Consider the following 23,931-nt stretch of genomic DNA (forward strand, 5'->3'; position numbering starts at 1 on the left):
TTCCGGCTGGTCTACCGCTCGGTAGAAAAGATAGCACCAAGCGGAGAGATTTCCTCCACTTGATTTGTGTGGGATAGGAAACACCGCCCGACACACCGATGGTGATCTGGGCAGACACGCGGGATGCGGGCACACTGGGGCCGAGAGCAGTAGTTCGGCACGAGAGTGGGGTCAGCAGGATGTATCGCGTATTCGAGGCACTCGACGAACTGGTCGCGATCGTCGAAGAGGCGCGGGGTATCCCGCCGACCCGCAATTGCATCGTGCCCCGCGGTGAGGTGCTGGAACTGCTCGACGATGTGCGTGAGGCGCTGCCCGGCGAACTCGACGACGCCCAGGACGTGCTCGACCACCGCGACAAGATCGTCTCCGACGCCCGCAATTCCGCCGAGGCGACGGTGACCGGCGCCAACGACCAGGCCGAACAGACCGTGGCCGGCGCCCGCGAGGAGGCCGACCGGCTGCTGGCCGACGCCAAGGCGCACGCCGACCGGATGGTCGCCGAGGCCCGCGCGCACGCCGATCATCTGGTCGCGACCGCGCAGGCCGAAGCCGACCGCATCGTGACCGACGGCAAGGCCGAATACGAGGCGCTCACCGGCCGCGCCCGCACCGAATCGGAGCGGATGATCGCGGCGGGTCAGGCCTCCTACGACCGATCGGTGGCCGAGGGGCAGGCCGAACAGGAACGCCTGGTGTCGCAGACCGAGGTGGTGCGTGCCGCGCACGGCGAATCCGCGCGGTTGATCGACGCCGCGCAGACCGAGGCGGACCGGCTGCGCGAGGAATGCGACCACTACGTCGATTCCCAGCTCGCCGATTTCGAGGAGACTCTGCACTCGACCCTGCGGACGGTCGGCCGCGGTCGTCAGCAATTGCGTTCGGGGACCGGCATTCCGGACTACGCCGCCGACTTCCGGCGCTGATCCGCTCGCGCTCGTTCCGGGATTTGGGGGGATCGGCGCAGTTCGCGTACTGTGGAGTGGTTGCCCAAACCCCCTCGAAACGTGAGTGAGTGCCCGATGTCCGCCCAGTCCGGTCCCGGTTCGCGTCGTCGTCAGACCGACGCGGATTTCGTGCTGGACACCCGCAGCCTGGGGCGTGCCCCGGGCTCGATCCGGCAGGTTCATCGGGTCGTCACCGCCGCCGAGAAGATCGGCTTGGACCTGATCGCGATCCCGGCCGGTGCCGAGGTCGATCTCGATCTGACCCTGCAGGCGGTCTCGGAGGGCGTGCTGGTCACCGGTTCGGTGTCGGCGCCGATCGAGGGGGAGTGCTCGCGCTGCCTGGAGTCGTTCACCGACGATCTGGAACTCGAGATCACCGAACTGTTCGCCTATCCGAACAGCGCGACCGAGCAGACCACCGAGGAAGACGAGATCTACCGGATCGTCGACGACATGATCGACATCGAGCCGGTGGTCACCGACGCCGTCGGCCTGGAATTGCCGCTGCAACCGCTGTGCGAACCCGATTGCGCCGGGCTGTGCCCGGAATGCGGTGTCCGGATGGCGATTGCGGGTCCGGATCACACGCATGAGATACTGGACCCTCGCTGGGCGGGGCTTGCGAAATTCGCGAGCGAAACCCCCGGCACCGGCGTCTCCGACGCCCCATCAGACGTAGACCGATCTCTTGCCGACCACCATGGTTCGGCAAGTTCGACGACAGAGGAGAAGTAGTCGTGGCCGTTCCGAAGCGCCGGATGTCTCGTGCCAACACCCACTCGCGGCGCAGCCAGTGGAAGGCCACCGCGCCGACCCTGATCACCTGCCCGAACCGGGCGTGCGGTCAGAAGACCCTCCCGCACATCGCGTGCCCCAACTGCGGCACCTACAAGGGCCGCCAGGTCACCTCGGCCATCTGATCCGCCGATCGGGTAGCCGCGAAGTGACCGCCGGTAAGGACGAAGCGGCCGCACCCGCAGCGGGCGATGCCGCTGACCACGCCAGCCTTCTGGAAGCGCTCGGCGTGGAGCTGCGTCCGGATCTGCTCCGGCTGGCGCTCACCCACCGTTCGTACGCCTACGAGAACGGTGGTCTGCCGACCAACGAACGCCTGGAGTTCCTGGGCGACTCGGTGCTCGGCCTGAGCATCACCGAGCGCCTGTACCTCGAGCATCCGGAGAAATCCGAGGGTGAGCTCGCCAAACTGCGTGCCAGTGTGGTGAATATGCACGCCCTGGCCGAGGTCGCGCGCGGCCTGGGTGAGGGCGGCCTCGGCCGTCATCTGCTGCTTGGTAAGGGCGAGGAGCTCACCGGCGGCCGGGACAAGGCGAGCATCCTCGCCGACGGGATGGAATCGCTGCTGGGCGCGGTCCATCTGCAACACGGCATCGAGGTGGCGCGCGGAGTCGTGCTGCGGCTGTTCGCCGAACTGCTCGAACGCGGTCCCCGGATGGGTGCCGGCCTGGACTGGAAGACCAGCCTGCAGGAGCTCACCGCGGAACGCGGTATCGGCGTGCCCAGCTACGAGATCACCTCGACCGGTCCCGACCACGACAAGGAATTCACCGCCACCGCGGTGATCGGCGGCACGGCCTACGGGCAGGGCGTCGGCCGGTCGAAGAAGGAAGCCGAGCAGAAGGCCGCCGGCGCCGCCTGGCAGGCGCTCACCGCGGACGGTTCCGCCGAAGCCGGGGACTGATGCCCGAACTGCCCGAGGTCGAGGTGGTACGGCGTGGACTCGACGAACACGTCGTCGGTCACGTCGTGGAATCGGTCCTGGTCAAACATCCGCGGTCGGTGCGCCGCCACGAACTCGGCGGCGACGATCTCGCCGCCCGGATGGCGGGCCTGCGGATCGAAGCGGCCCGCCGCCGCGGCAAATTCCTCTGGCTGACCTTCGACGATCCCGATGCCGCACTCGTCGTCCACCTCGGTATGAGCGGGCAGATGCTGGTGCAGTCCGCGCAGGCGCCGCTGGAGAAGCATGCGCATATCGTCGCCGGACTCGACAACGGCACACAGCTGCGCTTCATCGATCAGCGCACCTTCGGTGGCTGGGCACTGAACCGGCTCGTCACGCTCGACGGTGAGGAGCTGCCGGAATCGGTCGCCCACATCGCGCGCGATCCACTCGATCCCCGTTTCGACACCGAGGCCGTGGTCGCGCGCATGCGGACCAAATCCTCCGAGATCAAGCGCGTGCTGCTGGATCAGACGGTGGTCTCGGGCATCGGCAACATCTACGCCGACGAGGCATTGTGGCGGGCCCGCATCCACGGCGAACGCCCGGCCGCGGCGCTCACCCGGCCCGCGCTGCGGCGGCTGCTGAGCGAGGTGCAGGTGGTGATGGGCGCGGCCCTCGACGCGGGCGGCACCTCCTTCGACGCGCTGTATGTCAACGTCAACGGCAATTCCGGATACTTCGAGCGGTCGCTGGCCGCCTACGGTCGCGAGGACGAGCCGTGCCGTCGCTGCGGCGCCCCGATCCGCCGCGAGAAGTTCATGAACCGCTCCTCCTACTCCTGTCCGCGATGCCAGCCGAAGCCCCGGCGATAGTGGCGAGCACGCGCTAGATTTGCGGTGTGTCCGATGACGCCACTTCGCATGAAGGGAGAACGGATGCGCAAGCTCACCTACTTCGTGGCCTCGACCATCGACGGGTATATCGCCACCCCGGACGGATCGGTCGATTTCTTCCCGGTCGGCGGTGACCACGGCCCGGCCATCACCGCCCAGTATCCGGAGACGCTGCCGACCAAGATCCGGGAATCGCTCGGGATCGACAGTCCGGGCGAAAGCTTCGACACCGTGCTGATGGGCCGCAAAACCCACGATTTCGGCGTGCGGACCGGCACGTCGAGCCCGTATTCACATCTGCGGCAGTTCGTCGTGTCGACCACCCTGCCCGGGGATCCGGCCCGGGACGTCGAGCTGATCTCCTCCGACCCGCTGGGACGCGTGCGCGGACTCAAACAGGAGCCGGGGTCGGGCATCTGGTTGTGCGGCGGCGGCGAACTGGCCCAGGCGCTGCTGCCGGAGATCGACCAGATCTTCCTGAAGCTGTATCCGATCGTGCTGGGACACGGCCGCCCGCTGTTCGGCGCGGGACCGCGGCTGCCGGAGCCGGCACTGTTCCGGGTCCTCACGGGCCGTGTGTTCGAGGACGGGGTGGCGTTCGTCAAGTACAGCCGGATCCGCTAGTGGCCGATCACGTTCCGGATCCGGTGGCCGCGCTGCGCGAGATCGCGTTCTGGATGGAACGCGATCGCGCCCAGACCCATCGGGTCAAGGCCTACCGGCGCGCGGCCGATGTCGTGGCCGAGCTGTCGGACGCCGATTTCGATCGGTACCGCGAATCCGGTGCCTGGCAGGAACTTTCGGGTATCGGACCCAAGACCGCCGCGGTGATCGAGCAGGCCGTGTCCGGCGCCGTACCGCAGCGGCTGGCCGAATTGCGTTCCGCCGCACAGCCGATCGCACCCGCGGGCGCCGAGGTTCGGGCACTGCTGCGGGGCGATCTGCACACCCACTCCGACTGGTCCGACGGTGGCAGCCCGATCGAGGAGATGATGCGCACCGCGCAGGCGCTGGGCCACGAATACTGTGCGCTGACCGATCATTCGCCGCGGTTGAAGGTCGCCAACGGCCTGTCCGCGGAGCGGCTGCGCCGCCAGTTGGACGTGGTCGCCGAACTCAACGAGCGGCTGGCGCCGTTTCGGATCCTCACCGGCATCGAGGTCGACATCCTCGACGACGGCACCCTCGACCAGGAGGCCGATCTGCTCGCTCGCCTGGATGTCGTTGTGGCCAGCGTGCATTCGAACCTGCGTGCCGACTCCGACACCATGACCGAACGCATGGTGTACGCGGTGGCGAATCCGAACGTCGACGTGCTCGGCCACTGCACGGGACGGTTGGTCGCCGGTAATCGTGGCATCCGGCCGGAATCGTCGTTCGACGCCGAACTCGTCTTCGAGGCCTGCCGCCGCTACGGGACGGCCGTGGAAATCAACAGCCGCCCCGAACGTCTCGATCCGCCGAGCCGGTTGCTGCGCCTGGCCGTGGAGATGGGCTGCCATTTCAGCATCGATACCGACGCGCACGCCCCGGGCCAGCTGGATTGGCAGGGCTACGGCTGCGAACGTGCCGCGGCGAACGGGGTCCCGGCCGACCGCATCATCAACAGCCTTCCGCTGAGCGAACTCCTGGCGTTCACCGGGCGGTGACACCGCGCGGCCGACCGGGCCCGCTCAGAGGATCGCGAACGCGACGACCATGCCGATCGCCAGATGCGCGGCGGCCACCAGCAGCGACTGAACCTGGTACGTGGCCGATTTCAGCAGATCGCCGATATGCAGGCCGACCAGCCATTCCAGCAGCCGGATGGAGACCACCTGCGCGATGATGCCCACCAGCCCGTAGATCCCGGTCGCGATGAGGCCCTCGACGAGCCGGCCGCCGGAGGAATAGATCGCCAGCACCACGATCAACGCCATACTCACCATGCCGGCGGACGCGATGACGACCGCGTTCGGATTACCGGCGGCGACCATCTTGCGCAGCGGTCCGGGCGTGGAGCTGTCGATGGCCTGGAAGCCGATCAGCATCAGGGCCAGACCCAGCACCGCGTACAGCGCGATCGCGCCGACGCCGTGGCCGACGGAGCTCCAATACCCTGATTCGAGCGCGAGGGTGGACGACACAGGTTCCTCCGGTGATGTTGATCGAGTCGCTGAATGCTACTTGGTCGGAATGCGATGCGGAACGAAGGTGGCGCCGTCGTCGGTGATCAGGCCGGGTGATTCGCGGATGCCGAGACCGGCCGAGGTGTCGCCGACGATCCAGGCGCCGAGCACCGGGCGCAGGCCGTCGAAATCCGGGAGCGGATCGAGGAGTTGGTAGACGAACCCCTCCTCGCCGTACACGCCGCCGGTAGAGGTTTCCATCCCGGCGCCGACGATGGTCATATTGGCGCCCTCACGGCCCAGCTTCGGTTTGCGGATGTACTCGGTGAGCTCGTGCGGATCGTCGAGGTAGGCCGGCAGCAGATTCGGATGCCCGGGATACATCTCCCACAGCACCGCCAGCAGCGCCTTGTTGGAAAGCAGTGTCTTCCACAGGGGTTCGACCCAGGCGGTCTCGGGGACGGAGTTCACCACCCGCTTGCCGAAATCGTCGTCGAGGGCCCATTCCCACGGGTACAGCTTGAAGATCGAACCGATCGGCGCCTCGGCCAGATCGACGAAACGCTCCAGTTCGGTGTCGAAGCCGATCTCCTCGATCGGCAGCGCGATGGTGTCGAATCCGGCCTCGGCGGCGGTCTCCTGCATATACGCGGTGGTCACGTTGTCCTCGCCGGAAGCGTCGGCCGAGGACCAGGTGAAGTGCAGCTGGTTGGTGGGCAGCTGGTCGAGCAACTCGCCCCAGCGCTCGACGAGACGTTCGTGCAGCGAATTCCACTGGTCGTCGTCGGGGTAGACGTCGGTGAGCCAGTGCCACTGCACGATGGCCGCTTCCAGCAGCGAGGTCGGCGTATCGGCGTTATACTCCAGCAGTTTCGCCGGTCCGCGGCCGTCGTAGCGCAGATCGAAACGTCCGTAGACGTACGGGTCGCTGCGCTGCCACGACTTCTTGATCGGCTCCCAGCTCCATTCGGGCAGGCCGAAATCGGCGAAGCGCTCGGTGAGCACGATCTGCTCGACCGCGTGCAGGCACATCGAATGCAGCACCTCGACCTGGGCCTCGAGCGCGAGGATTTCGTCGAGATCGAACTCGTAGTGCACCGATTCGTCCCAGTACGGGCGCGACTGTCCGTTCGCGTCGCGGCCGGGCGAGCCGAATACCAGCCCTTGATCGGCGATGATCTTCTGCCAGCCGGTACGTTGCCGGTTGCGCATCCGACGCATCTAGGAGCCTCCACTGGTGGAACCGGATTTACTGCCGAGACCGCCTCGTACGACGGTCCCGCTCTTGGTGCTGACGGTGGCCTTCTTCGGCGCGACCGTGCTGCCGCCGACGGGCGCGCGCCCGACGGTGTTGTTGCCGCCGTAGTAGTAGCGGTACTGGTGGCCGTTGTAGAGGAAGATGCCGGGCCCGAGCCCGCCACCGCCGTAATAGCCGCCGGTACTCGCGTAGGACTGGGCGCGCACGCAGTCGTCGTCGGGGACGACCTGCTGCTGCCCGTTGTCGTCGGTGATGCAGTAGGCGGTCACATTCGCCGGCCGGTGTGCGGCCTGGTATGCGAGATAGCCGGTGCCGACCACCGCGGCGATGCCGGCGACCGCCACGCCGCCGATGAGCAGCCGTTTGCGGTTGCGCCGCTTGGTTTCCGCGGCCTCGGCCGCGGCCCGTTCGGCCTCTTCGGCGCGTTTGCGGGCCTTGTCGCGCGCTCGCGCCTCGGCCACCGTCGGCGGCCGGGGCTGGGTGACGCCGGCCTCCTGCCGCTGCATGCTGCCGCGCATGCGACGGGTTTTGCCGGATTCGCCTGCGTCGCCGGAATTTTCACCCTCGGGATCGGCCGGCCCACCGGCGTCGGCGCTGAAAGCGTTGTCCGACAGCGGATTCGGCGCACCGGGCGTGGCCAGGCCGGGAATCGTCGAGGCCGGGTCGGGGAAGCCGGGCAGGATGGGCGTGCCGGGGAGAGTCGGCGCGGTCCGCGGATTCGGGAGGGTGGGGTCCGGTTCGCCCAGGCGTCTCGTCGGTTCCGCCTCGGATGCGCCGGTTTCGCGCTCGCCTTCGGGCTGCGCGCCGAAACGCACCGTCGGATCCGAGGCGCCGATTCCCTTCGGCTTTCCGGACTCCGGGCCGCCGGTGCTGTCGTCCCCCGCGGGCGGGGTATCGCGGGGGTCGTGCGAATCCCGATCCCCGGGCCCGCCCGGCTCATGTGTTGCCAACGATCGACTCCTGTATCCCCGCCGCTACCGTTCCTCGAAGCCTGTGATTCCGCCGAGGGCGGCGCCCCAGTTTTCCACAACCAGATCGACTCGACCAGGAGTGTCACCCGACCGCAACAATGCCAGCAAACGCTCGCATGCCGGTCGCGGACCCTCGGCCACCACGTGCACGCGCCCGTCCCGGGTGTTGCGGGCGTGGCCCACCACACCGAGTTCCAGCGCCCGCGCGCGCGTCCACCAGCGGAACCCGACGCCCTGCACGTAGCCGTGCACCCAGGCGCTGAGCCGGACGGGGTCGGAGCTCACGACTCGATCTTGTCGATCTGGAACGTCAGGTTCACCGTGGTGCCCGCCTTCAGCGTCCGTCCCACGGTGCACACCTTGTCGATGGCGCGCTGCACGGTGACCAGCAATCGCTGGCGACCGGCCTCGTCGAGTTCGGACAGGTCCAGCTCGACGACCTCCTTCAGCTCCGGATACACCTCGTTCTCGCGGTCGGCGTCGCCGGAGACGCGGATCGTGGTGTCGTAGTTCTCGCCCAGCCGGTTGGACAGCGGGAAGTCCGAACTCATGCCGGTGCAGGCGGCCAGCGCGATCTTCAGCAGCTCACCGGGGGTGAAGACACCCTCGACGCCGTCGGAGCCGATGAGCACCTCGGCCCCGCGCGAACTGCGCCCGGTGTAGCGGCGGGTGCCGGTCCGTTCCACCCACAATTCGGTCACCGGCTTCGGTGCCTTGGTCTGCGGTGCGGCCGCGACGGTCGCGGGCTGCGCCGAGGCGGTGGGTGCGGCGGAGTTGGCGGTCTGTTCGGACATACGTCGATCCTGCCATCGGGCCCGGAGCGGGCGCATCGCACACCGGCTTTCACCACGACGTGAGAGGATGGTTGTGTCCGATATCACCGGTTTGGTCCGGCTCGGGCGCGGTCGGGTCAGGCCTGGAAGCGGTACCCCATGCCGGCCTCGGTCAGCAGATGTTTCGGCTGGGACGGATCGTCTTCGAGCTTGCGCCGCAGCTGCGCCAGATATACCCGCAGATAGTGGGTTTCGGTCGCGTACGTCGGCCCCCACACCTCGCGCAGCAGTTCGCGCCGCCCGACCAGCTTGCCCTGATTGCGCACCAGCATCTCCAGCACACCCCATTCGGTCGGGGTGAGGTGCACGTCGCGGCCGCCGCGGACGACCTTCTTCGCCGCGAGATCGACGGTGAAGGAGGAGGTTTCGACAATCGGCGCGGACTCCTCGGCCGCCGAGGCGGACCGCCGCACCGCCGCCCGCAGGCGGGCCAGCAACTCGTCCATGCCGAACGGCTTGGTGACGTAGTCGTCGGCTCCGGTGTCGAGAGCCTCCACCTTGTCCGAGGAATCGGTGCGGGCCGAGAGCACGATGACCGGCATCGAACTCCAGCCGCGGATGCCGGCCAGCACCTCGACTCCGTCGATATCGGGCAGGCCCAGATCCAGTACGACCACGTCGGGATGCTTCTCCGCCGCCGCCCGCAGGGCCGCCGCGCCCGTGGCCGCGGTGATCACCTCGTAGCCGCGCACCGACAAGTTGATCCGCAGCGCGCGCAGGATCTGCGGTTCGTCGTCGACCACCAGCACCCGGACGGCGGCCGGCGGTCGTTCGGCCGATGTCACGACACCTCCTGTGTTTCGCCGGCCGGCAGCTCGATCACCATGGTCAGACCCCCTCCCGGCGTCGGCTCGGCGTGGACGGTGCCGCCCATCGCCTCGACGAATCCGCGGACCACCGACAGGCCCAGGCCCACGCCGGTCGAATTGTCGCGGTCGCCCAATCGTTGGAACGGTTCGAACATCTGGTCCTCGAGTCCGGTCGCAACGCCCGGACCGTAATCGACCACTGTGATGGATACCCGGTCGCCGTCGCGTTCGGCGCCAACCCGCACCGGTGTGCCGGGGACCGCCGTCGCGGCCGGCGCCGAGTAGCGCAGCGCGTTGTCGATCAGATTGGCCAGCACCCGTTCCAGCAGGCCGCTGTCGGCGTAGACCGAGACCTCGCCGACCTCGACCTTGACCCGGTCCATCGCCGCCTGGCGGACACCGCGGGTCCCCATCCCGACACCGACGACCGCGCGGTTGACCACCTCCTCCAGGTACACCTGTTTGAGGTTGGGCTCCACCGCTCCGGCCGCGAGCCGCGAGGAGTCGAGCAGATTGCCGACGAGCGCGGTGAGCTGATCGGTGGATTCTTCGATGGTTTCCAGCAATTCGGCGGTATCGGCGGGGGAGAACTGCACGTCCTCACTGCGCAGACTCGACACCGCCGCCTTCGCCGCGGCCAGCGGCGTGCGCAAATCGTGGCTGACCGCCGACAGCAGCGCGCGGCGCAGCCGGTCGGTCGCCATCACGCCCGCGGCGGCCTGAGCCTGGTCGGCGAGTTCGCGCTGGCGCACGAGCCCGGCCGCCTGCCCGGCCACCGCCGCGAGCACCCGCCGGTCACCGGGTGTCAGCGCGCGCCCGCTGAGCAGCAGCCAGTGTTCCTCGTCGCCGGCGCCGATCGCGGTATCGGCGGTTCCGGGTGTGCGCGCCGGATCGTGACCGACGCAGGCGATCACCTCGGCATCGCTGACGAAACTCACCGCCCGCTGCCGGTAGATCTCGCGGGCGCGCTCGAGCAGATCGGGCAGGTCGGCGCCGTGCAGGATCGCCCCGGCGAACAGGGTCAGCAACTCGGCCTCGCGGGAGGCGGTGCGTGCTTCACGGGTGCGATTGGCGGAGATGTCGACCAGCACCGCCACCGCCACCGCGACCCCCGCCATCACGACGATGGTGAGGAAATTGTTGGGTTCGGCGATGGTGAGACTGTGGCGCGGGGTGGTGAAGAACCAGTTCAGCAGCAGCCCGCCCAGCACCGCCGACAACGCGGCCGGTGCGACACCGCCGAGCAGCGCCACCGCGATCACGCCGATGAAATACATCGCGCTCTCACCGGCCAGATCCAGGCGCGAATCCAGCCACAGATAGCAGACCAGGGTGATCAGGGTGGGTACCGCCAGGGCGGCCAGCCATGACACCGTCGACCGCTGCCGCCGTAGCAGGGCCGACCAGCGCAGCCCCCGTTGCGCCTCCTCGTGGGTGACCATGTGGACGTCGATACTGCCCGAGCGCTGCACCACGGTGGCGCCGATGCCCTGGTCGAGGATGCGCGCCCAGCGCGAGCGCCGGGAGGTGCCCACCACCAGCTGGGTGGCGTTGACTTGCCGGGCGAAATCCAGCAGGGCATTGGGGACGTTCTCGCCGGTCACCGTGTGCAGGCTGGAACCGAGCCCGGCGGCCAGCTCCCGCAGTCGATGCAGCCGTTGCGCCGACACTCCGGCGAGTCCGTCCCCCCGCACGACGTGCACGACGAGCAGCTCGGCACTGGATTTGGTGGCGATGCGGCTCGCGCGCCGCACGATCGTCTCCGATTCCGCGCCACCCGTCACCGCGACGACCACACGTTCGCGCGCCTCCCAGGTCGCGGTGATCTTGTGGTCGGCCCGGTATCTGGCCAGCGCGGCGTCGACCTGATCGGCCAGCCACAACAGGGCCAGTTCGCGCAACGCGGTGAGATTGCCGGGCCGGAAGTAGTTGCGCAGCGCCGCGTCGACCTTGTCGGCGGTGTAGACGTTGCCGTGAGAAAGCCTGCGCCGCAACGCCTCCGGCGTGATGTCGACCAGTTCGACCTGATCGGCGCCGCGCACCACCCAATCCGGCACGGTTTCGCGTTGCACCACCCCGGTGATCTGTTCGACGACGTCGTTGAGGCTGTCCAGGTGCTGAACGTTGACCGTGGAGATGACGTCGATACCGGCGTCGAGTAGTTCGTGGACGTCCTGCCAGCGCTTCTCGTTCTTCGATCCCGGCACGTTCGTATGTGCGAGTTCGTCCACCAGGGCCACGGCCGGCGCCCGCCGCAGCACCGCGTCGACATCCAGTTCGGGCAGGGTCGTGCCGCGGTAGGTGCGCATCGCCGGCGGTATCCGCTCGATGCCCTCGAGCAGTTCCGCGGTCTTGCCGCGGCCGTGGGTCTCCACCACCGCGGCGACCACGTCGCGGTCACGGCCTATTCGCCGGTGCGCCTCGCCGAGCATCGCGTAGGTCTTCCCCACGCCGGGCGCGGCCCCGAGATAGATGCGTAGTCGTCCGCGCTTCACAGGTCCATCATCGCGCGATTCGGACGACGTGGACGGCGCGAAACCCGGACGACCCGGGTGGTGCGCGCCCCGGCCACGCGCAGACCCAGCGCGCAGCTGACGAAGGCGATGATCACCATCGCCGCGACCGCGAAATCCGGCACTGTCTTCTCCTCACGACCCGGTGATTGCCGCTGTGCCGGTCGACCGGACCGGACAACACACTGTGCACCGCCGAGCGGGCCCGATCGCCGATCTTTACGACACCTTGACGGGGTCGCGGCCGACCTTGACGCCGCGGCAGCGGGCCCGCGGCGGCCTGTAAGCACCCCGTCAATGCCGTCGCCGCGACCGCTAAGAAGCCGTCAACGCCGTCGAAATCGGTCGTGTCGCGCGCTTGACTCACTGCGGCGCATTCGCTTCCGGATGCCGTCGACAGAGAGGTTTGCACTATGTCCGTCGCGGTGTTCACCGTCGTGACCGTGGCGATCTTCGCCCTGCTCGGCCTGCTCCAACGGGGGGTGGAACGGCTGTGATCGCGAACATCGTCGGTCTGATCCTGGCCCTCGGCGTCGCCGTCTACATGGTCGCGGCGCTGCTGTTCCCGGAAAGGTTCTAGGTGAGCACGACCACTGCCGGGGTCGTCTTCGTGGCGACCCTGATCATCGCGCTCGCGGCGGTCCACATCCCGCTCGGCGACTATATGTACCGGGTGTACGCCGGCACGAAACACTCACGGGCCGAACGCATCGTCTATCGCGCCATCGGGGTCCAGCCCGGGGTGGAGCAGACCTGGGGCGTCTACACCCGCAGCGTGCTGGCCTTCTCCGCGATGAGCGTGCTGGCGCTGTTCTTCCTGCAGCTGATCCAGGGCCACCTGCCACTGCATCTGCACGAGCCCGGAACCGAGATGACCGCGGCGCTGGCGTGGAATACCGCGATCAGCTTCGTCACCAACACCAACTGGCAGAACTACGCCGGGGAGTCGACCCAGGGACATCTGGTCCAGATGGCGGGCCTGGCCGTGCAGAACTTCGTCTCGGCCGCGGTCGGGATGGCGGTCGCGGTCGCGCTGGTGCGCGGGTTCGCCCGCCGCCACACCGGTGACCTCGGCAACTTCTGGGTCGACCTGGTGCGCGGCACGCTGCGGATCCTGCTGCCGATCGCGTGCGTGTTCGCGATCGTGCTGATCGCCGGCGGCGCGATCCAGAACTTCCACCTGCACGATCAGGTCGCGCAGACGATCACCGGTGCGCCACAGACGATTCCGGGCGGCCCGGTCGCCTCGCAGGAGAGCATCAAATTGCTGGGCACCAACGGCGGCGGCTTCTTCAATGTGAACTCCGCGCACCCGTTCGAGAATCCGACGGCCTGGACCAACTGGGTCGAGATCTTCCTGATCCTGCTGATCGCCTTCTCGCTGCCGCGAACCTTCGGCCGCCTGGTGGGCAGCACGAAGCAGGGGTATGCGATCGCGTCGGTGATGACCGTACTCGCGCTGATCAGCGTGACACTGACCAACTTCCTGCAGCTGCGCCACCACGGCACCGTGCCGACGGCAGCCGGCGCCGCGCTCGAGGGTGTCGAAACACGGTTCGGCGTCGCGGATTCCGCGACGTTCGCGGCGTCGAGCACGCTGACCTCCACCGGCGCCGTCGACTCCGCCCACGATTCCTACACCAGCTTCGGCGGCATGATGACGATGGTGAACATGCAGCTGGGCGAGGTCGCGCCCGGCGGTGTCGGATCGGGCCTGTACGGCATGCTGATCCTGGCCGTGATCACCGTTTTCGTCGCCGGGCTGATGGTCGGGCGCACACCCGAATATCTCGGCAAGAAGATCACCCCGCGCGAAATCAAGTTCGCCGCATCGTATTTCCTGGTCAGTCCGCTGATCGTGCTGGTCGGCACCGCGCTGGCGATGGCGTTGCCGGGCGAGCGCGCGGCGATGGCGAATACGGGGCCGCACGGCCTGTCGGAGGTGCTGTACGCCTTCTCCTCGGCCGCCAACAACAACGGCTCGGCCTTCGCCGGGCTCGGCGGAAACACCGTGTGGTGGAACACCGCCCTCGGGCTGGCGATGGTGTTCGGCCGGTTCGTTCCGATCGTTCTCGTGCTCGCGCTGGCCGGATCGCTGGCGCGCCAAGGGCATACGCCGGAATCGATCGGCACATTGCCGACGCACCGGCCTCAGTTCGTCGGCATGGTCGCCGGCGTGACGCTGATCCTGGTCGCCCTCACCTTCCTGCCCATGCTGGCGCTCGGGCCGCTCGCCGAAGGAATTCACTGAAATGACCGCTCCGACAACCAATTCCGCGGGCGTCCCGCGCGCTGCCGAAGCGTCCCCGCGCCGCGGCAGCCGTAGCATGTTCGATCCGGCGATACTGGCCCGGTCGCTGCCCGAGGCCCTGCGCAAACTGGATCCGCGCACACTGTGGCGCAATCCGGTGATGTTGATCGTGGAGCTCGGCGCGCTCTGGTCCACGGTCCTCGCCGTCGCCCATCCCACGGTCTTCGCGTGGGCGATCGTGATCTGGCTGTGGCTGACGGTGATCTTCGCCAATCTGGCCGAGGCCGTCGCCGAGGGCCGCGGCAAGGCGCAGGCCGATACGTTGCGAAAAGCCAAGACCGACACCGTCGCCCGGCGATTGGTGAACTGGCATCCGGGCGCCGAAGCGCCGCTCGAGGAAACCGTTGCCGCACCCGGACTGCGGCGCGGCGACTTCGTGGTGGTCGAGGCCGGGCAGGTGGTTCCGGGCGACGGCGACGTCGTGGAGGGCATCGCCTCGGTCGACGAATCGGCGATCACCGGTGAATCCGCGCCGGTGATCCGCGAATCCGGCGGCGACCGGTCCGCGGTCACCGGCGGCACCACCGTGCTCTCGGACCGCATCGTCGTCGAGATCACCCAGGAGCCGGGCGGCAGTTTCATCGACAAGATGATCGCCCTGGTGGAGGGCGCCAGCCGGCAGAAGACACCCAACGAGATCGCGCTGAACATCCTGCTGGCCGCGTTGACGATCATCTTCGTGTTCGCGGTCGTGACATTGCAGCCGCCCGCGATCTTCGCCAAGGTGAACACTCCGGGAGTCGGCGACAGCGCGGCGCTCGATGCGCACGGGGTCACCGGCATCGTCATGGTGTCGCTGCTGGTCTGCCTCATCCCGACCACGATCGGCGCACTGTTGTCGGCGATCGGCATCGCGGGAATGGACCGGCTCGTCCAGCGCAATGTGCTGGCGATGTCGGGTCGCGCGGTGGAGGCCGCCGGCGATGTGAACACGCTGCTGCTCGACAAGACCGGCACGATCACCCTCGGCAACCGGCAGGCCACCGGCTTCGTCGCCATGCCGGGTGTCACCGAGGACGAGATGGCCGACGCCGCACAGCTTTCCAGCCTCGCCGACGAAACGCCCGAGGGCCGTTCGATCGTGGTGTTCGCGAAATCCGCGTACGGCAAACGCGAGCGCACTCCGGGTGAACTGGCGGGCGCGACCTGGGTGGAGTTCAGTGCCCAGACCCGGATGTCGGGTGTGGACCTGCGCGACGGGCATCGGTTGCGTAAGGGCGCGGCGAGTGCGCTCACCGAATGGGTACGGGCCCACGGTGGTTCGGTGCCGGAGGAGGTCGGGCGGACCGTGGACGGTATCTCTGCCTCCGGTGGTACACCGCTGGCGGTCGGCGAACTGCTCGACGGGCAGGCCCGCCTGCTGGGGGTGGTCCATCTGAAGGATGTGGTGAAACAGGGCATGCGGGAACGCTTCGACGAGATGCGCCGCATGGGAATTCGCACGGTCATGATCACGGGTGACAATCCGCTGACCGCCTCGGCGATCGCGAACGAGGCCGGGGTCGACGACTTCCTGGCCGAGGCCACCCCCGAGGACAAGCTGGCGCTGATCAAGAGCGAACAGGCCGGCGGGCGCCTGGTCGCCATGACCGGCGACGGCACCAACGACGCGCCGGCGCTGGCACAGGCCGACGTCGGCGTCGCCATGAACACCGGAACGTCGGCGGCCAAGGAGGCCGGCAACATGGTCGATCTGGATTCGGATCCGACCAAGTTGATCGAGATCGTCGAGATCGGCAAACAGTTGCTGATCACCCGGGGCGCGCTCACGACCTTCTCGATTGCCAACGACGTAGCCAAGTACTTCGCGATCATTCCGGCGCTGTTCGTGGCGTTGTTCCCCGGCTTGGACGTGCTCAACGTGATGCGGTTGCACAGTCCGCAGTCGGCGATCCTGTCCGCGGTGATCTTCAACGCGATCGTCATCGTGGCGCTGATCCCGCTGGCGCTGCGCGGTGTCGGCTATCGCCCGTCGAGTGCCTCGAAACTGTTGAGCCGCAACCTTGCCATCTACGGAGCGGGCGGCATCGTCGCTCCTTTCATCGGCATCAAACTCATCGACCTTGTCGTCCGATTCCTGCCTGGGATGTCCTGATATGCCTTCGTTCTCGATGCGATACACCACCTGGTTCCGCCAGCATCTGGCCGCGGTGCGGGCACTGCTCGTGCTGACGGTGATCACCGGAATCGCCTACCCGCTGGCGGTTTTCGCGCTCGCCCAGCTGCCGGGACTGCACGACCGGGCCGAGGGCTCGCTGATCCACCGCGACGGAAAGCTGGTGGGCAGCAGCCTGATCGGCCAGGCGTTCACCGACGGCAAGGGCGCGGCGCTGCCGCAGTACTTCCAGACCCGGCCGTCGAATTCCGCGCCCGCCGACGGCAGCCGCCCCGACGGTTACGACCCGGCCAACACAAGCTTCGGCAACAAAGGCCCCGAGGACGTCGTCGACACCCTGGCGGCCGATCCGTCGCAGTCGACGACCGGTTTGCTGACCACGGTCTGCACGCGCAGCAAACAGGTCGGCGAGCGCGAGGGCGTCTCCGGGGCGCGACCCTTCTGCACGCCCGGCGGGGTCGGCGCGGTGCTGGCGGTCTTCGGCCCCCGCGACGGCCACGGGCAGGTCCCCGCGCCCACGAAGGTCGTCAGCCTGAACGAGGCGTGCCCGGCGGTGCCGTTCCAGGACGCCTACCGCGGGGTCCGGGTGGACTGCGCCCAGCCCGGGACGGACTATTCGGCCGGGCTGATCGTTCCCGTCCGCGGTGACGCGCCGGCCGACACCCCGGTGCCCTCCGACGCGGTCACCGCATCCGGTTCCGGACTGGATCCGCATATCTCACCGCGGTACGCGCAGATCCAGAGCGCGCGGGTGGCGGCCGCGCGAGGTATCACGGCCGGGCAGGTCGCCGCCGTGGTGGCAGCACACACCGCCGGGCGCGACCTGGGCTTCCTGGGAGAACCCCGGGTCGACGTCCTCGGTGTGAATCTCGAGCTGGACCAGCGCTACCCGATGCGGCGCTGAACCTCGGCGCCGTGGAGACGACGTGCCGTGGCGATCGGTGCCGGTGGCGATCAGGAGTGCAGCGCGCTGCCGGCCACCCACTGATCCCACGGCACGATCCAGTCGCCGTTGTTCCAGGACGGCAGCGGCGGGCCGCTGGTGTTGCGGACCTCGACCACATCACCCGGAACAGCGAAGTTGTAGAACCAGCGAGCGTTCTCGAGGTTCAGGTTCAGACAACCGTGCGAGGTGTCGGTATTGCCCTGCGCCCAGACTGTGGAGTCGAGCTGGTGCAGGTAGATCCCGTCGCCACTGATCTGCGTGGCCCAGCCGATCGCCTCCTTGTAACCCAGGCGCGAGTTCACCGGCAGGCCGTAGCTCGAGGAGTCCATGATCACCGGATTGCCCTTGCCCATCACGGTGTAGATGCCCGCGGGGGTGTTGAAGTAGATCGTCTTACCGCCGACCTGCTCGCTGCCGCCGCGGCCCATCGAGGTGGGCATGGTGCGGATCAGTTTGCCGTTCTCGAACACCTGCACTTCGTGGGTGTTGTCGTCGGCGATGGAGACGTGCGAGTCGCCGATCGTGAAGCTGGTCTTCGAGTCCTCCTGGCCGAACAGGCCGGGGCCCAGCTGCGCGCCGAAGATGTTCGCCGCGACGGTGACCTTGGTGCCGGGTTGCCAGTACTGCTGCGGCCGCCAGTGCGCGTTCTTGTCGTCGAGCCAGTACCACGAACCCTGGACCTGCGGTTCCGTCGTCACCGACAGACGCTTCTCGGCCGCCGCGCGATCGCCGACCGCCTCGTCGAAGTGGGCGACGATCACGGTGCCCACGCCGTAGGTTCCGCCCTCGGCCAGCGGCTGCCCGCCGGTGGTGGTCAGGTACGCCTTGACCTGGTTGCTGGGAGTGAGCGTGGTGAACGACGAGGTCATCGGACCGCTGGGTCCGGTGACGGTGATGCCCTGCGCGGTCATGGTGTAGTGGTGGCCGTAGCCGAGCGGAACCTTCGGCTTCCACGCGGTTCGCTCCGGATTGAGCGTGCCGTCGACCTGTTTGCCTTCTTCATTGGTCAACGTCACATCCGTGAGGATGCCGTCGGTTGCGCTCACCTCGATCGTGCCGAGCGGATCGACGTCGGCACTACCCGTGGCCGGGACCATCGCAATGGCCGGCGCGGCGGGCCCCGGGGTGCCGCGCGTCGGATTCGACGCCGGCTCCGGGGATGACGAGCACGCGGCCATCAGCGTCGTCACCAGGGCGATAACCCCGAGCGCAACACTGAATCGGCAGCGGCGAGTGGACATGGTGTCTCCTGCGTTCGACGTGCGCCTGAGCAAGCCCTCGCAGCGCACCAATCGCCTTACTGTCTCGGTACGTAGTTTACGGGGCTTTTCCAGGTGCTTGCACCTCGGTGGTGTTGCCCCGTGTTTACGCATCGTGGTCTCGGGTACTCCAGTTACTGTTGTGTGCCCAGCGGGCGCTCAGGAACCGATCGGCCGACGCCCGGCGTCGTGTGGTCCGCCACCGATGTCTGTTAGGGATGTGTGGTTATGAGAGAACGGTGCGAGACCAAGGCTGCGCGGCCGCTCGCACTGCTGACGAACGGACGGGTCGGGGAACCACGCTCTGATGACGCGCAGCTGGACGAGGTGTGACGATGAGTGCAAATTTGATGATCGTAGAGGATGACGACCGGGTTCGCAGTGCGCTGCGACTGGCCATGGAGGACGAGGGCTACGACGTCGCCGAGGCCGAGGAGGCCGAGGATGCGCTCGAACATCTGCGTGACAACGGCGCACCGGATGTGATGATCGTGGATCTGATGCTGGGGGAGATGGACGGATTCACCTGTATACGTGAGATTCGTCGCGATCACGACGTGCCGATCATCGTGGTCAGCGCGCGGGACGACACCCACGACGTGGTGGCCGCGCTGGAGGCCGGCGCCGACGACTTCGTCACCAAGCCGTTCGAGATCAAGGAGATCACCGCCCGGATGCGGGCCCTGCGCCGCCGGGCCCAGCAGACCGTGGAGCCGCCGGCCCCGCAGGAGATCGTGCTCGACGCCTATCCCGAAGCGCCGCTGGTGCTTTCGGCCGACGGCGGTACCGTCCATCGGGGCGACGAGGAGTTGCACCTCACCCTCACCGAATTCCGGCTGCTGTGCGAATTGGCCGAGACCCCCGGTCGGGTGCTGTCGCGCAGCGTCCTGCTCGAAAGGGTCTGGGACCGTGGGTTCTTCGGTGACGAGCGGATCGTGGACGTGCACGTCCGGCGGCTGCGGACCAAGATCGAGCGCGACCCGTCGGAGCCGGCGATCGTGGTAACCGTGCGCGGGCTCGGCTACCGCCTCGATGTGCAGCGCTAGATTTCCGCGCCTGCCCCGCCGCCAGGTTCTGCGCGGTCGAGTGATCGTCGCGTTCACCGTTACGGGGCTGGTCTCGGCACTGCTGGCGGTGCTGATCGCGAAGCTCGACGGTGGCGGCTGGCGCACCGCGCTGGCCTGCGCACTCGGCGGCACCGTGATCGGCGCGATCTTCGGAATCTGGTTGTCGCATCGTTTGCTGGAACCGTTGCGCCAGGTCACGGGCACCGCGGCCAAGATCGCCTCCGGTGAGCTCGGCACCCGGCTGCCCGATACCGACGATCCCGATCTGGCCCCGACCGTGGACGCGTTCAACACCATGGTCGACTCGCTGCAGAACCGCATCGACCGCGAACGCCGGCTGGTGGGTGATGTGAGTCACGAACTGCGCACGCCGCTGACCACCCTCACCACCAGTGTCGGGGTGATGTCGCGCTATGAGGATCAACTTCCGGAGCGGTCGCGGCGGGCGCTGGAACTGGTGCGCGCCGAACTCGACCATCTGCGCAGGTTGCTCGATGATCTGCTGGCGCTGGCCCGGGCCGAGGCGCGGATGCACGGCGCCGACGCCGAACCGTTGTCGGTGCGCGAACTGCTCACCCACACCCTCGCGGAAATGCGTTATTCACCGGAACTGCTGACCGTCGCCGACGACGGAATCGTGACCGGGCGAAAGCTCGAACTCGAGCGAGCGCTGGTGAATTTGCTCGAGAATGCGCAGCGGCACGGCGGTGGAGTGATCGCGGTGGGGGTCGCACGTGCCGGGGACGAAATGGTGATCACGGTCGACGACGCCGGTCCGGGAGTGGCGCCACAGGATCGCCAACGCATCTTCGAAAGATTCGTGACGGTGCGCCGCGGGAAACGTTCGGGCACCGGCATCGGATTGGCATTGGTGGCCGAAACCGTTGCCGCCCACGGGGGCCGCGTGAAATGTGACGACCGTCCCGGCGGAGGTGCTCGATTCATGGTGTGGTTGCCCACCGTGACGAAATTCACCGATCATACTTCTGTAACACAACCGTAAAGTAGTCGCACGATAGACCTCAACGTTCGCGGGCAATTCTGAAGAGGTGATGCAGACCCGAACGCGGAGTATGTCGTTCAGTTCTCCGGCAACCGACGAGCCGAACGGCCGTCGGCACGTTTCCTCCCAGACGCTGATTCGTCGGCCGCGGGTGGACGACGGAGCGCGGATGTGGCGAATCGCAGTGGATTCCCAAGTGCTCGACGCCAATTCGAGTTACGCGTATCTGCTGTGGAGCCGTGACTTCGCCTCGACCACCGTCGTGGCCGAAATCGACTCGGAGATAGCAGGATTCGTCACCGGATATCTGCGCCCGGAATCGCCGGACACGCTGTTCATCTGGCAGGTAGCCGTCGATCACGCCTTCCGCGGCCGCGGAGTGGGCGTTGCAATGCTGGATCGGCTCGTCGAAGACGTCGCCGACCAAGGTGTTTCGAAGTTGGAGACAACCGTTTCGCCGGACAACGAAGCCTCGCTGGCAATGTTCGCGTCACTGGCCCGGCGCCGTGACGCGGAAATGACGCGAGAAACGTTGTTCGAGCCAGAAGATTTTCCGGACGGGCACGAATCGGAGGACCTGTACCGGATCGCGCCACTGCAGGGTGACGCAAAACGATAGGAAGGATCATCGATGACCACCGCTGAGATGACCGTTTTCGAATCGCTCGAATCGAATGTCCGTGGATATTGCCGTTCGTGGCCCACGCTCTTCGACACCGCCTCCGGCGCCTGGCTGCGCGACGGTAGCGGACGTGATTACCTCGATTTCTTCGCGGGCGCGGGAGCGCTCAACTACGGGCACAACAACCCCCTTCTCAAAGAAGCATTGATCGATTACATCGCCCGTGACGGAATTACCCACGGACTCGACATGTCGACCGTCGCGAAGCGTGAATTGCTGGAGACGATCAACAACGTTCTGCTGGATCCGCGCGGCCTCGATTACAAGGTGCAGTTCCCCGGTCCCACCGGTGCGAACGCGGTGGAATCGGCGCTGAAACTGGCCCGCAAGGTGACCGGCCGCACGTCGATTCTGAATTTCACCAACGCATTTCACGGCATGACCCTCGGCGCGCTGTCGGTGACCGGAAACGCGACCAAGCGCGCGGGCGCCGGAGTACCGTTGAACCACGTGAATCCGATGCCCTACGACGGGTATCTGGACGGCACCGACGATCTGGCGTGGATGGAGCGGGTCCTCGATGACAATTCCTCCGGTGTGGACAAGCCCGCGGCGGTGATCGTGGAAACCGTGCAGGGCGAGGGCGGCGTGAACGTCGCTCGGGCGCAGTGGCTGCGGCACCTGTCGGAGCTGTGTGCCGCGCGCGGAATTCTGCTCATCGTCGACGACGTGCAGATGGGCTGCGGCCGGACCGGCCCGTTCTTCTCCTTCGAGATCGCCGGCATCACCCCCGACATCGTCACCCTGTCGAAGTCGATCGGCGGTTACGGCATGCCGCTGGCGCTGGTGCTGATGAAGCGCGAGCTGGACCAGTGGGCGCCCGGTGAGCACAACGGCACCTTCCGCGGGAACAACCCGGCGTTCGTGACCGCCCGCGTGGCGCTCGAGCACTACTGGACCGATGACCGGCTGGAGGTGTCCACCGCCGCCAAGGGCGAGAAGATCCGAAAGTCGTTCGAGGCCCTCTCGGAGAACTTCGAGGGTGTCTCGACCCGCGGACGCGGGCTGGTGCAGGGACTGGTGTTCGACGACGCCTCGGAGGCGGGCAAGGTCAGCAGCATCGCCTTCGAGGAGGGCCTGCTGGTGGAGACCTCCGGCGCCGAAGACCAGGTGGTCAAGCTGCTGCCGCCGCTGACCATTACCGACGACGAACTCGACCACGGCCTGGCCATCCTGGACCGGGCGGTCGACATGGCCCGAGGAGGCAACTGACCATGATCGTGCGTACCACTGCCGAGATCACCGGAACCGACCGCGACGTCGCGGCCGAGGACTGGCGCAGCAAGCGGATCATCCTCGGCGGCGACGGGGTGGGTTTCTCCTTCCACGAGACGACGATTCAGCCGAACACCGTGCACGAGTTCCACTATCAGAACCACGTCGAAGCGGTGTGGCTGGTGGAGGGCGAGGGCACGCTCACGGACCTGACCAACGACGTCACCTACGACCTGGCGCCGGGAACGATGTACCTGCTCAACGGGCACGAGCGGCATCGGGTCGAGACCCGCACCCTGATGCGGATGCTGTGTGTGTTCAACCCTCCGGTCACGGGCAAGGAAGTTCACGACGAGAACGGCGTCTATCCGCTGGTGGCCGTAGGCGAGTAGTGATGTAGTTAGGAGGACGACGCCGCGATGACGTTGGCGGAGAGTCGAATCGACCGCTACCGGACCAGAACCGCCGTAGCGGTACCGCCGGTGGAGCGCACCGACCCCACGGTGTGGGGCACGGTCACCTCACCGGAGCTGCAGAATTTCGATGCCGATGGGTACGCGATCATCGACGAGTTGCTGACCCCGATGGAGGTGGCCGATATCGCCACCGACATCGATCGGCTGGCCGCCGATCCGGTGTTGCGTGCCGACGAGCGGGTGATCATCGAGAAGAAGTCGAACAGCGTTCGTTCGATCTTCGAGGTGCACAAGATCAGCGCCGTGGTGGCGGAGCTGGTGCGGGACGAGCGGATCGTCGGGATGGCCCGCCAGATTCTCGGTTCCGACGTCTACATCCATCAGAGCCGGGTGAACTACATGCCCGGTTTCGAGGGTGCCGGGTTCTATTGGCATTCGGATTTCGAGACCTGGCACGCCGAGGACGGGATGCCCTCACCGCGTGCGGTGAGCCTGTCGATCGCGCTGACCGACAACTATCCGTTCAACGGCAGCCTGATGTTGTTGCCGGGCTCGCACCGGCAGTTCATGCCGTGCCAGGGCGAGACTCCCGACGAGCACTACCGGGAATCGTTGCGAGAGCAGCGGATCGGCGTGCCCGCGCAGGAGGATCTGGCCCAGCTGGCCGACAAGTACGGCATCGCGCAGTTCACCGGCGCACGCGGTTCGGCGCTGCTGTTCGATTCCAACATCATGCACGGCTCGTCGAACAACATCACGCCGTTCGCGCGCTCGAACGTCTTCCTGGTGTTCAACAGCGTGGAGAACACTCTCGAAGAACCGTATTCGGCCCAGCATCAGAGGCCGACCTATATCGCCTCGCGCGATTTCACCCCCCTCCGCTGAGCGGGGGGGTGACCC

26 protein-coding genes are annotated in these 23,931 nt (G+C 67.3%); 17 read left to right on the forward strand and 9 right to left on the reverse strand.

Features of this window, described 5'->3' with window-relative positions:
• The first annotated feature begins 179 nt into the window (after positions 1-179).
• From NK1_RS27470 to NK1_RS27500, 7 genes are all read left to right on the forward strand, one after another.
• On the forward strand, positions 180-926 hold the full coding sequence (locus NK1_RS27470; RefSeq protein ID WP_063013333.1) for a DivIVA domain-containing protein: 747 nt from the start codon (positions 180-182) through the stop codon (positions 924-926).
• A 96-nt stretch (positions 927-1,022) separates the two neighbouring features.
• Positions 1,023-1,682, forward strand: a complete 660-nt coding sequence (locus tag NK1_RS27475) for a YceD family protein (RefSeq protein WP_063013335.1) — start codon at positions 1,023-1,025, stop codon at positions 1,680-1,682.
• A 2-nt stretch (positions 1,683-1,684) separates the two neighbouring features.
• Entirely contained in the window at positions 1,685-1,867 is a 183-nt protein-coding gene (gene rpmF, locus NK1_RS27480; protein ID WP_030513024.1) for a 50S ribosomal protein L32, read from the forward strand.
• A gap of 23 nt (positions 1,868-1,890) precedes the next feature.
• Positions 1,891-2,646, forward strand: coding sequence for a ribonuclease III (gene rnc / locus NK1_RS27485; protein ID WP_063013337.1), 756 nt, complete (start codon positions 1,891-1,893; stop codon positions 2,644-2,646).
• The gene (gene mutM / locus NK1_RS27490) at positions 2,646-3,503 is read left to right on the forward strand and encodes a bifunctional DNA-formamidopyrimidine glycosylase/DNA-(apurinic or apyrimidinic site) lyase (RefSeq protein ID WP_063013339.1); all 858 of its coding nucleotides are present in this window, start codon (positions 2,646-2,648) and stop codon (positions 3,501-3,503) included. The genes rnc and mutM overlap by 1 nt, the downstream gene beginning before the upstream one ends.
• A gap of 63 nt (positions 3,504-3,566) precedes the next feature.
• Complete coding sequence (locus tag NK1_RS27495) at positions 3,567-4,148, forward strand: dihydrofolate reductase family protein (RefSeq protein ID WP_063013399.1); 582 nt, start codon at positions 3,567-3,569, stop codon at positions 4,146-4,148.
• On the forward strand, positions 4,148-5,173 hold the full coding sequence (locus NK1_RS27500; protein ID WP_281189187.1) for a PHP domain-containing protein: 1,026 nt from the start codon (positions 4,148-4,150) through the stop codon (positions 5,171-5,173). The genes NK1_RS27495 and NK1_RS27500 overlap by 1 nt, the downstream gene beginning before the upstream one ends.
• A gap of 24 nt (positions 5,174-5,197) precedes the next feature.
• Here NK1_RS27500 and NK1_RS27505 read toward each other — a convergent pair whose 3' ends face one another.
• From NK1_RS27505 to NK1_RS34770, 8 genes are all read right to left on the reverse strand, one after another.
• On the reverse strand, positions 5,198-5,650 hold the full coding sequence (locus tag NK1_RS27505; protein WP_063013341.1) for a DUF350 domain-containing protein: 453 nt from the start codon (positions 5,648-5,650) through the stop codon (positions 5,198-5,200).
• A gap of 36 nt (positions 5,651-5,686) precedes the next feature.
• On the reverse strand, positions 5,687-6,853 hold the full coding sequence (locus NK1_RS27510; RefSeq protein WP_039779855.1) for a glutathionylspermidine synthase family protein: 1,167 nt from the start codon (positions 6,851-6,853) through the stop codon (positions 5,687-5,689).
• Positions 6,854-7,840: a hypothetical protein gene (locus NK1_RS35860; RefSeq protein WP_245660865.1), complete on the reverse strand. Its 987-nt coding sequence runs from the start codon at positions 7,838-7,840 to the stop codon at positions 6,854-6,856.
• 24 nt (positions 7,841-7,864) lie between these two features.
• The gene (locus NK1_RS27520) at positions 7,865-8,146 is read right to left on the reverse strand and encodes an acylphosphatase (protein WP_036503737.1); all 282 of its coding nucleotides are present in this window, start codon (positions 8,144-8,146) and stop codon (positions 7,865-7,867) included.
• Positions 8,143-8,655, reverse strand: a complete 513-nt coding sequence (locus tag NK1_RS27525; protein ID WP_084461632.1) for an OsmC family protein — start codon at positions 8,653-8,655, stop codon at positions 8,143-8,145. Before NK1_RS27525 ends, NK1_RS27520 begins: the two co-directional genes overlap by 4 nt.
• Before the next feature lie 116 nt (positions 8,656-8,771).
• On the reverse strand, positions 8,772-9,479 hold the full coding sequence (locus NK1_RS27530; RefSeq protein WP_063013343.1) for a response regulator: 708 nt from the start codon (positions 9,477-9,479) through the stop codon (positions 8,772-8,774).
• Positions 9,476-11,998, reverse strand: coding sequence for a DUF4118 domain-containing protein (locus NK1_RS27535; protein ID WP_063013344.1), 2,523 nt, complete (start codon positions 11,996-11,998; stop codon positions 9,476-9,478). The genes NK1_RS27530 and NK1_RS27535 overlap by 4 nt, the downstream gene beginning before the upstream one ends.
• Positions 11,995-12,141, reverse strand: coding sequence for a hypothetical protein (locus NK1_RS34770; RefSeq protein WP_157104467.1), 147 nt, complete (start codon positions 12,139-12,141; stop codon positions 11,995-11,997). The genes NK1_RS27535 and NK1_RS34770 overlap by 4 nt, the downstream gene beginning before the upstream one ends.
• 368 nt (positions 12,142-12,509) lie before the next feature.
• On the opposite strand from NK1_RS34770, the gene kdpF reads away from it, so the two are divergent.
• From kdpF to NK1_RS27555, 4 genes are read left to right on the forward strand one after another with little or no spacing between them, the layout of a single operon-like run.
• Complete coding sequence (gene kdpF / locus NK1_RS35865) at positions 12,510-12,596, forward strand: K(+)-transporting ATPase subunit F (protein ID WP_223273250.1); 87 nt, start codon at positions 12,510-12,512, stop codon at positions 12,594-12,596.
• Positions 12,597-14,267 carry a potassium-transporting ATPase subunit KdpA gene (gene kdpA, locus NK1_RS27545; RefSeq protein WP_063013349.1) on the forward strand — a complete coding sequence of 557 codons (1,671 nt, stop codon included), beginning with the start codon at positions 12,597-12,599 and terminating at the stop codon, positions 14,265-14,267.
• A gap of 1 nt (position 14,268) precedes the next feature.
• On the forward strand, positions 14,269-16,422 hold the full coding sequence (kdpB, locus tag NK1_RS27550) for a potassium-transporting ATPase subunit KdpB (protein WP_063013351.1): 2,154 nt from the start codon (positions 14,269-14,271) through the stop codon (positions 16,420-16,422).
• A gap of 16 nt (positions 16,423-16,438) precedes the next feature.
• On the forward strand, positions 16,439-17,347 hold the full coding sequence (locus tag NK1_RS27555) for a potassium-transporting ATPase subunit C (RefSeq protein ID WP_063013408.1): 909 nt from the start codon (positions 16,439-16,441) through the stop codon (positions 17,345-17,347).
• 50 nt (positions 17,348-17,397) lie between these two features.
• On the opposite strand, the gene NK1_RS27560 is transcribed toward NK1_RS27555, so the two are convergent.
• Positions 17,398-18,630, reverse strand: coding sequence for a L,D-transpeptidase (locus NK1_RS27560; protein ID WP_063013353.1), 1,233 nt, complete (start codon positions 18,628-18,630; stop codon positions 17,398-17,400).
• A 353-nt stretch (positions 18,631-18,983) separates the two neighbouring features.
• Here NK1_RS27560 and NK1_RS27565 point away from each other — a divergent pair, with 353 nt between their 5' ends.
• The 6 genes from NK1_RS27565 to thpD all read left to right on the forward strand — a co-directional run bounded on the left by NK1_RS27565 (position 18,984) and on the right by thpD (position 23,916).
• Positions 18,984-19,694: a response regulator transcription factor gene (locus NK1_RS27565; RefSeq protein WP_036503729.1), complete on the forward strand. Its 711-nt coding sequence runs from the start codon at positions 18,984-18,986 to the stop codon at positions 19,692-19,694.
• Positions 19,695-19,734: 40 nt separating this feature from the next.
• A complete protein-coding gene (locus NK1_RS27570) occupies positions 19,735-20,718 on the forward strand; it encodes a HAMP domain-containing sensor histidine kinase (RefSeq protein ID WP_063013355.1) in 984 nt (327 codons plus the stop codon).
• Positions 20,719-20,914: 196 nt separating this feature from the next.
• The gene (ectA, locus tag NK1_RS27575; protein ID WP_231509009.1) at positions 20,915-21,337 is read left to right on the forward strand and encodes a diaminobutyrate acetyltransferase; all 423 of its coding nucleotides are present in this window, start codon (positions 20,915-20,917) and stop codon (positions 21,335-21,337) included.
• 12 nt (positions 21,338-21,349) lie between these two features.
• Positions 21,350-22,612, forward strand: coding sequence for a diaminobutyrate--2-oxoglutarate transaminase (ectB, locus tag NK1_RS27580; RefSeq protein ID WP_063013357.1), 1,263 nt, complete (start codon positions 21,350-21,352; stop codon positions 22,610-22,612).
• 2 nt (positions 22,613-22,614) lie between these two features.
• The gene (locus tag NK1_RS27585) at positions 22,615-23,007 is read left to right on the forward strand and encodes an ectoine synthase (protein WP_030513045.1); all 393 of its coding nucleotides are present in this window, start codon (positions 22,615-22,617) and stop codon (positions 23,005-23,007) included.
• Between the two features lie 27 nt (positions 23,008-23,034).
• Positions 23,035-23,916: an ectoine hydroxylase gene (gene thpD / locus NK1_RS27590; protein WP_063013359.1), complete on the forward strand. Its 882-nt coding sequence runs from the start codon at positions 23,035-23,037 to the stop codon at positions 23,914-23,916.
• Positions 23,917-23,931: the final 15 nt, after the last annotated feature.

Source organism: Nocardia kruczakiae NBRC 101016, from assembly GCF_001612965.1.
Taxonomy (GTDB): Bacteria; Actinomycetota; Actinomycetes; order Mycobacteriales; family Mycobacteriaceae; genus Nocardia; species Nocardia kruczakiae.

Excerpts from the sequence above, each read along its gene's own strand:
- NK1_RS27470 (WP_063013333.1), top strand. The coding sequence starts at position 180 with ATGTATCGCGTATTCGAGGCACTCGACGAACTGGTCGCGATCGTCGAA.
- NK1_RS27475 (WP_063013335.1), top strand. The coding sequence starts at position 1,023 with ATGTCCGCCCAGTCCGGTCCCGGTTCGCGTCGTCGTCAGACCGACGCG.
- mutM (WP_063013339.1), top strand. The coding sequence starts at position 2,646 with ATGCCCGAACTGCCCGAGGTCGAGGTGGTACGGCGTGGACTCGACGAA.
- NK1_RS27495 (WP_063013399.1), top strand. The coding sequence starts at position 3,567 with ATGCGCAAGCTCACCTACTTCGTGGCCTCGACCATCGACGGGTATATC.
- NK1_RS27510 (WP_039779855.1), bottom strand. The coding sequence starts at position 6,853 with ATGCGTCGGATGCGCAACCGGCAACGTACCGGCTGGCAGAAGATCATC.
- NK1_RS27525 (WP_084461632.1), bottom strand. The coding sequence starts at position 8,655 with ATGTCCGAACAGACCGCCAACTCCGCCGCACCCACCGCCTCGGCGCAG.
- kdpB (WP_063013351.1), top strand. The coding sequence starts at position 14,269 with ATGACCGCTCCGACAACCAATTCCGCGGGCGTCCCGCGCGCTGCCGAA.
- NK1_RS27555 (WP_063013408.1), top strand. The coding sequence starts at position 16,439 with ATGCGATACACCACCTGGTTCCGCCAGCATCTGGCCGCGGTGCGGGCA.
- NK1_RS27560 (WP_063013353.1), bottom strand. The coding sequence starts at position 18,630 with ATGTCCACTCGCCGCTGCCGATTCAGTGTTGCGCTCGGGGTTATCGCC.
- NK1_RS27565 (WP_036503729.1), top strand. The coding sequence starts at position 18,984 with ATGAGTGCAAATTTGATGATCGTAGAGGATGACGACCGGGTTCGCAGT.
- ectB (WP_063013357.1), top strand. The coding sequence starts at position 21,350 with ATGACCACCGCTGAGATGACCGTTTTCGAATCGCTCGAATCGAATGTC.
- NK1_RS27585 (WP_030513045.1), top strand. The coding sequence starts at position 22,615 with ATGATCGTGCGTACCACTGCCGAGATCACCGGAACCGACCGCGACGTC.
- thpD (WP_063013359.1), top strand. The coding sequence starts at position 23,035 with ATGACGTTGGCGGAGAGTCGAATCGACCGCTACCGGACCAGAACCGCC.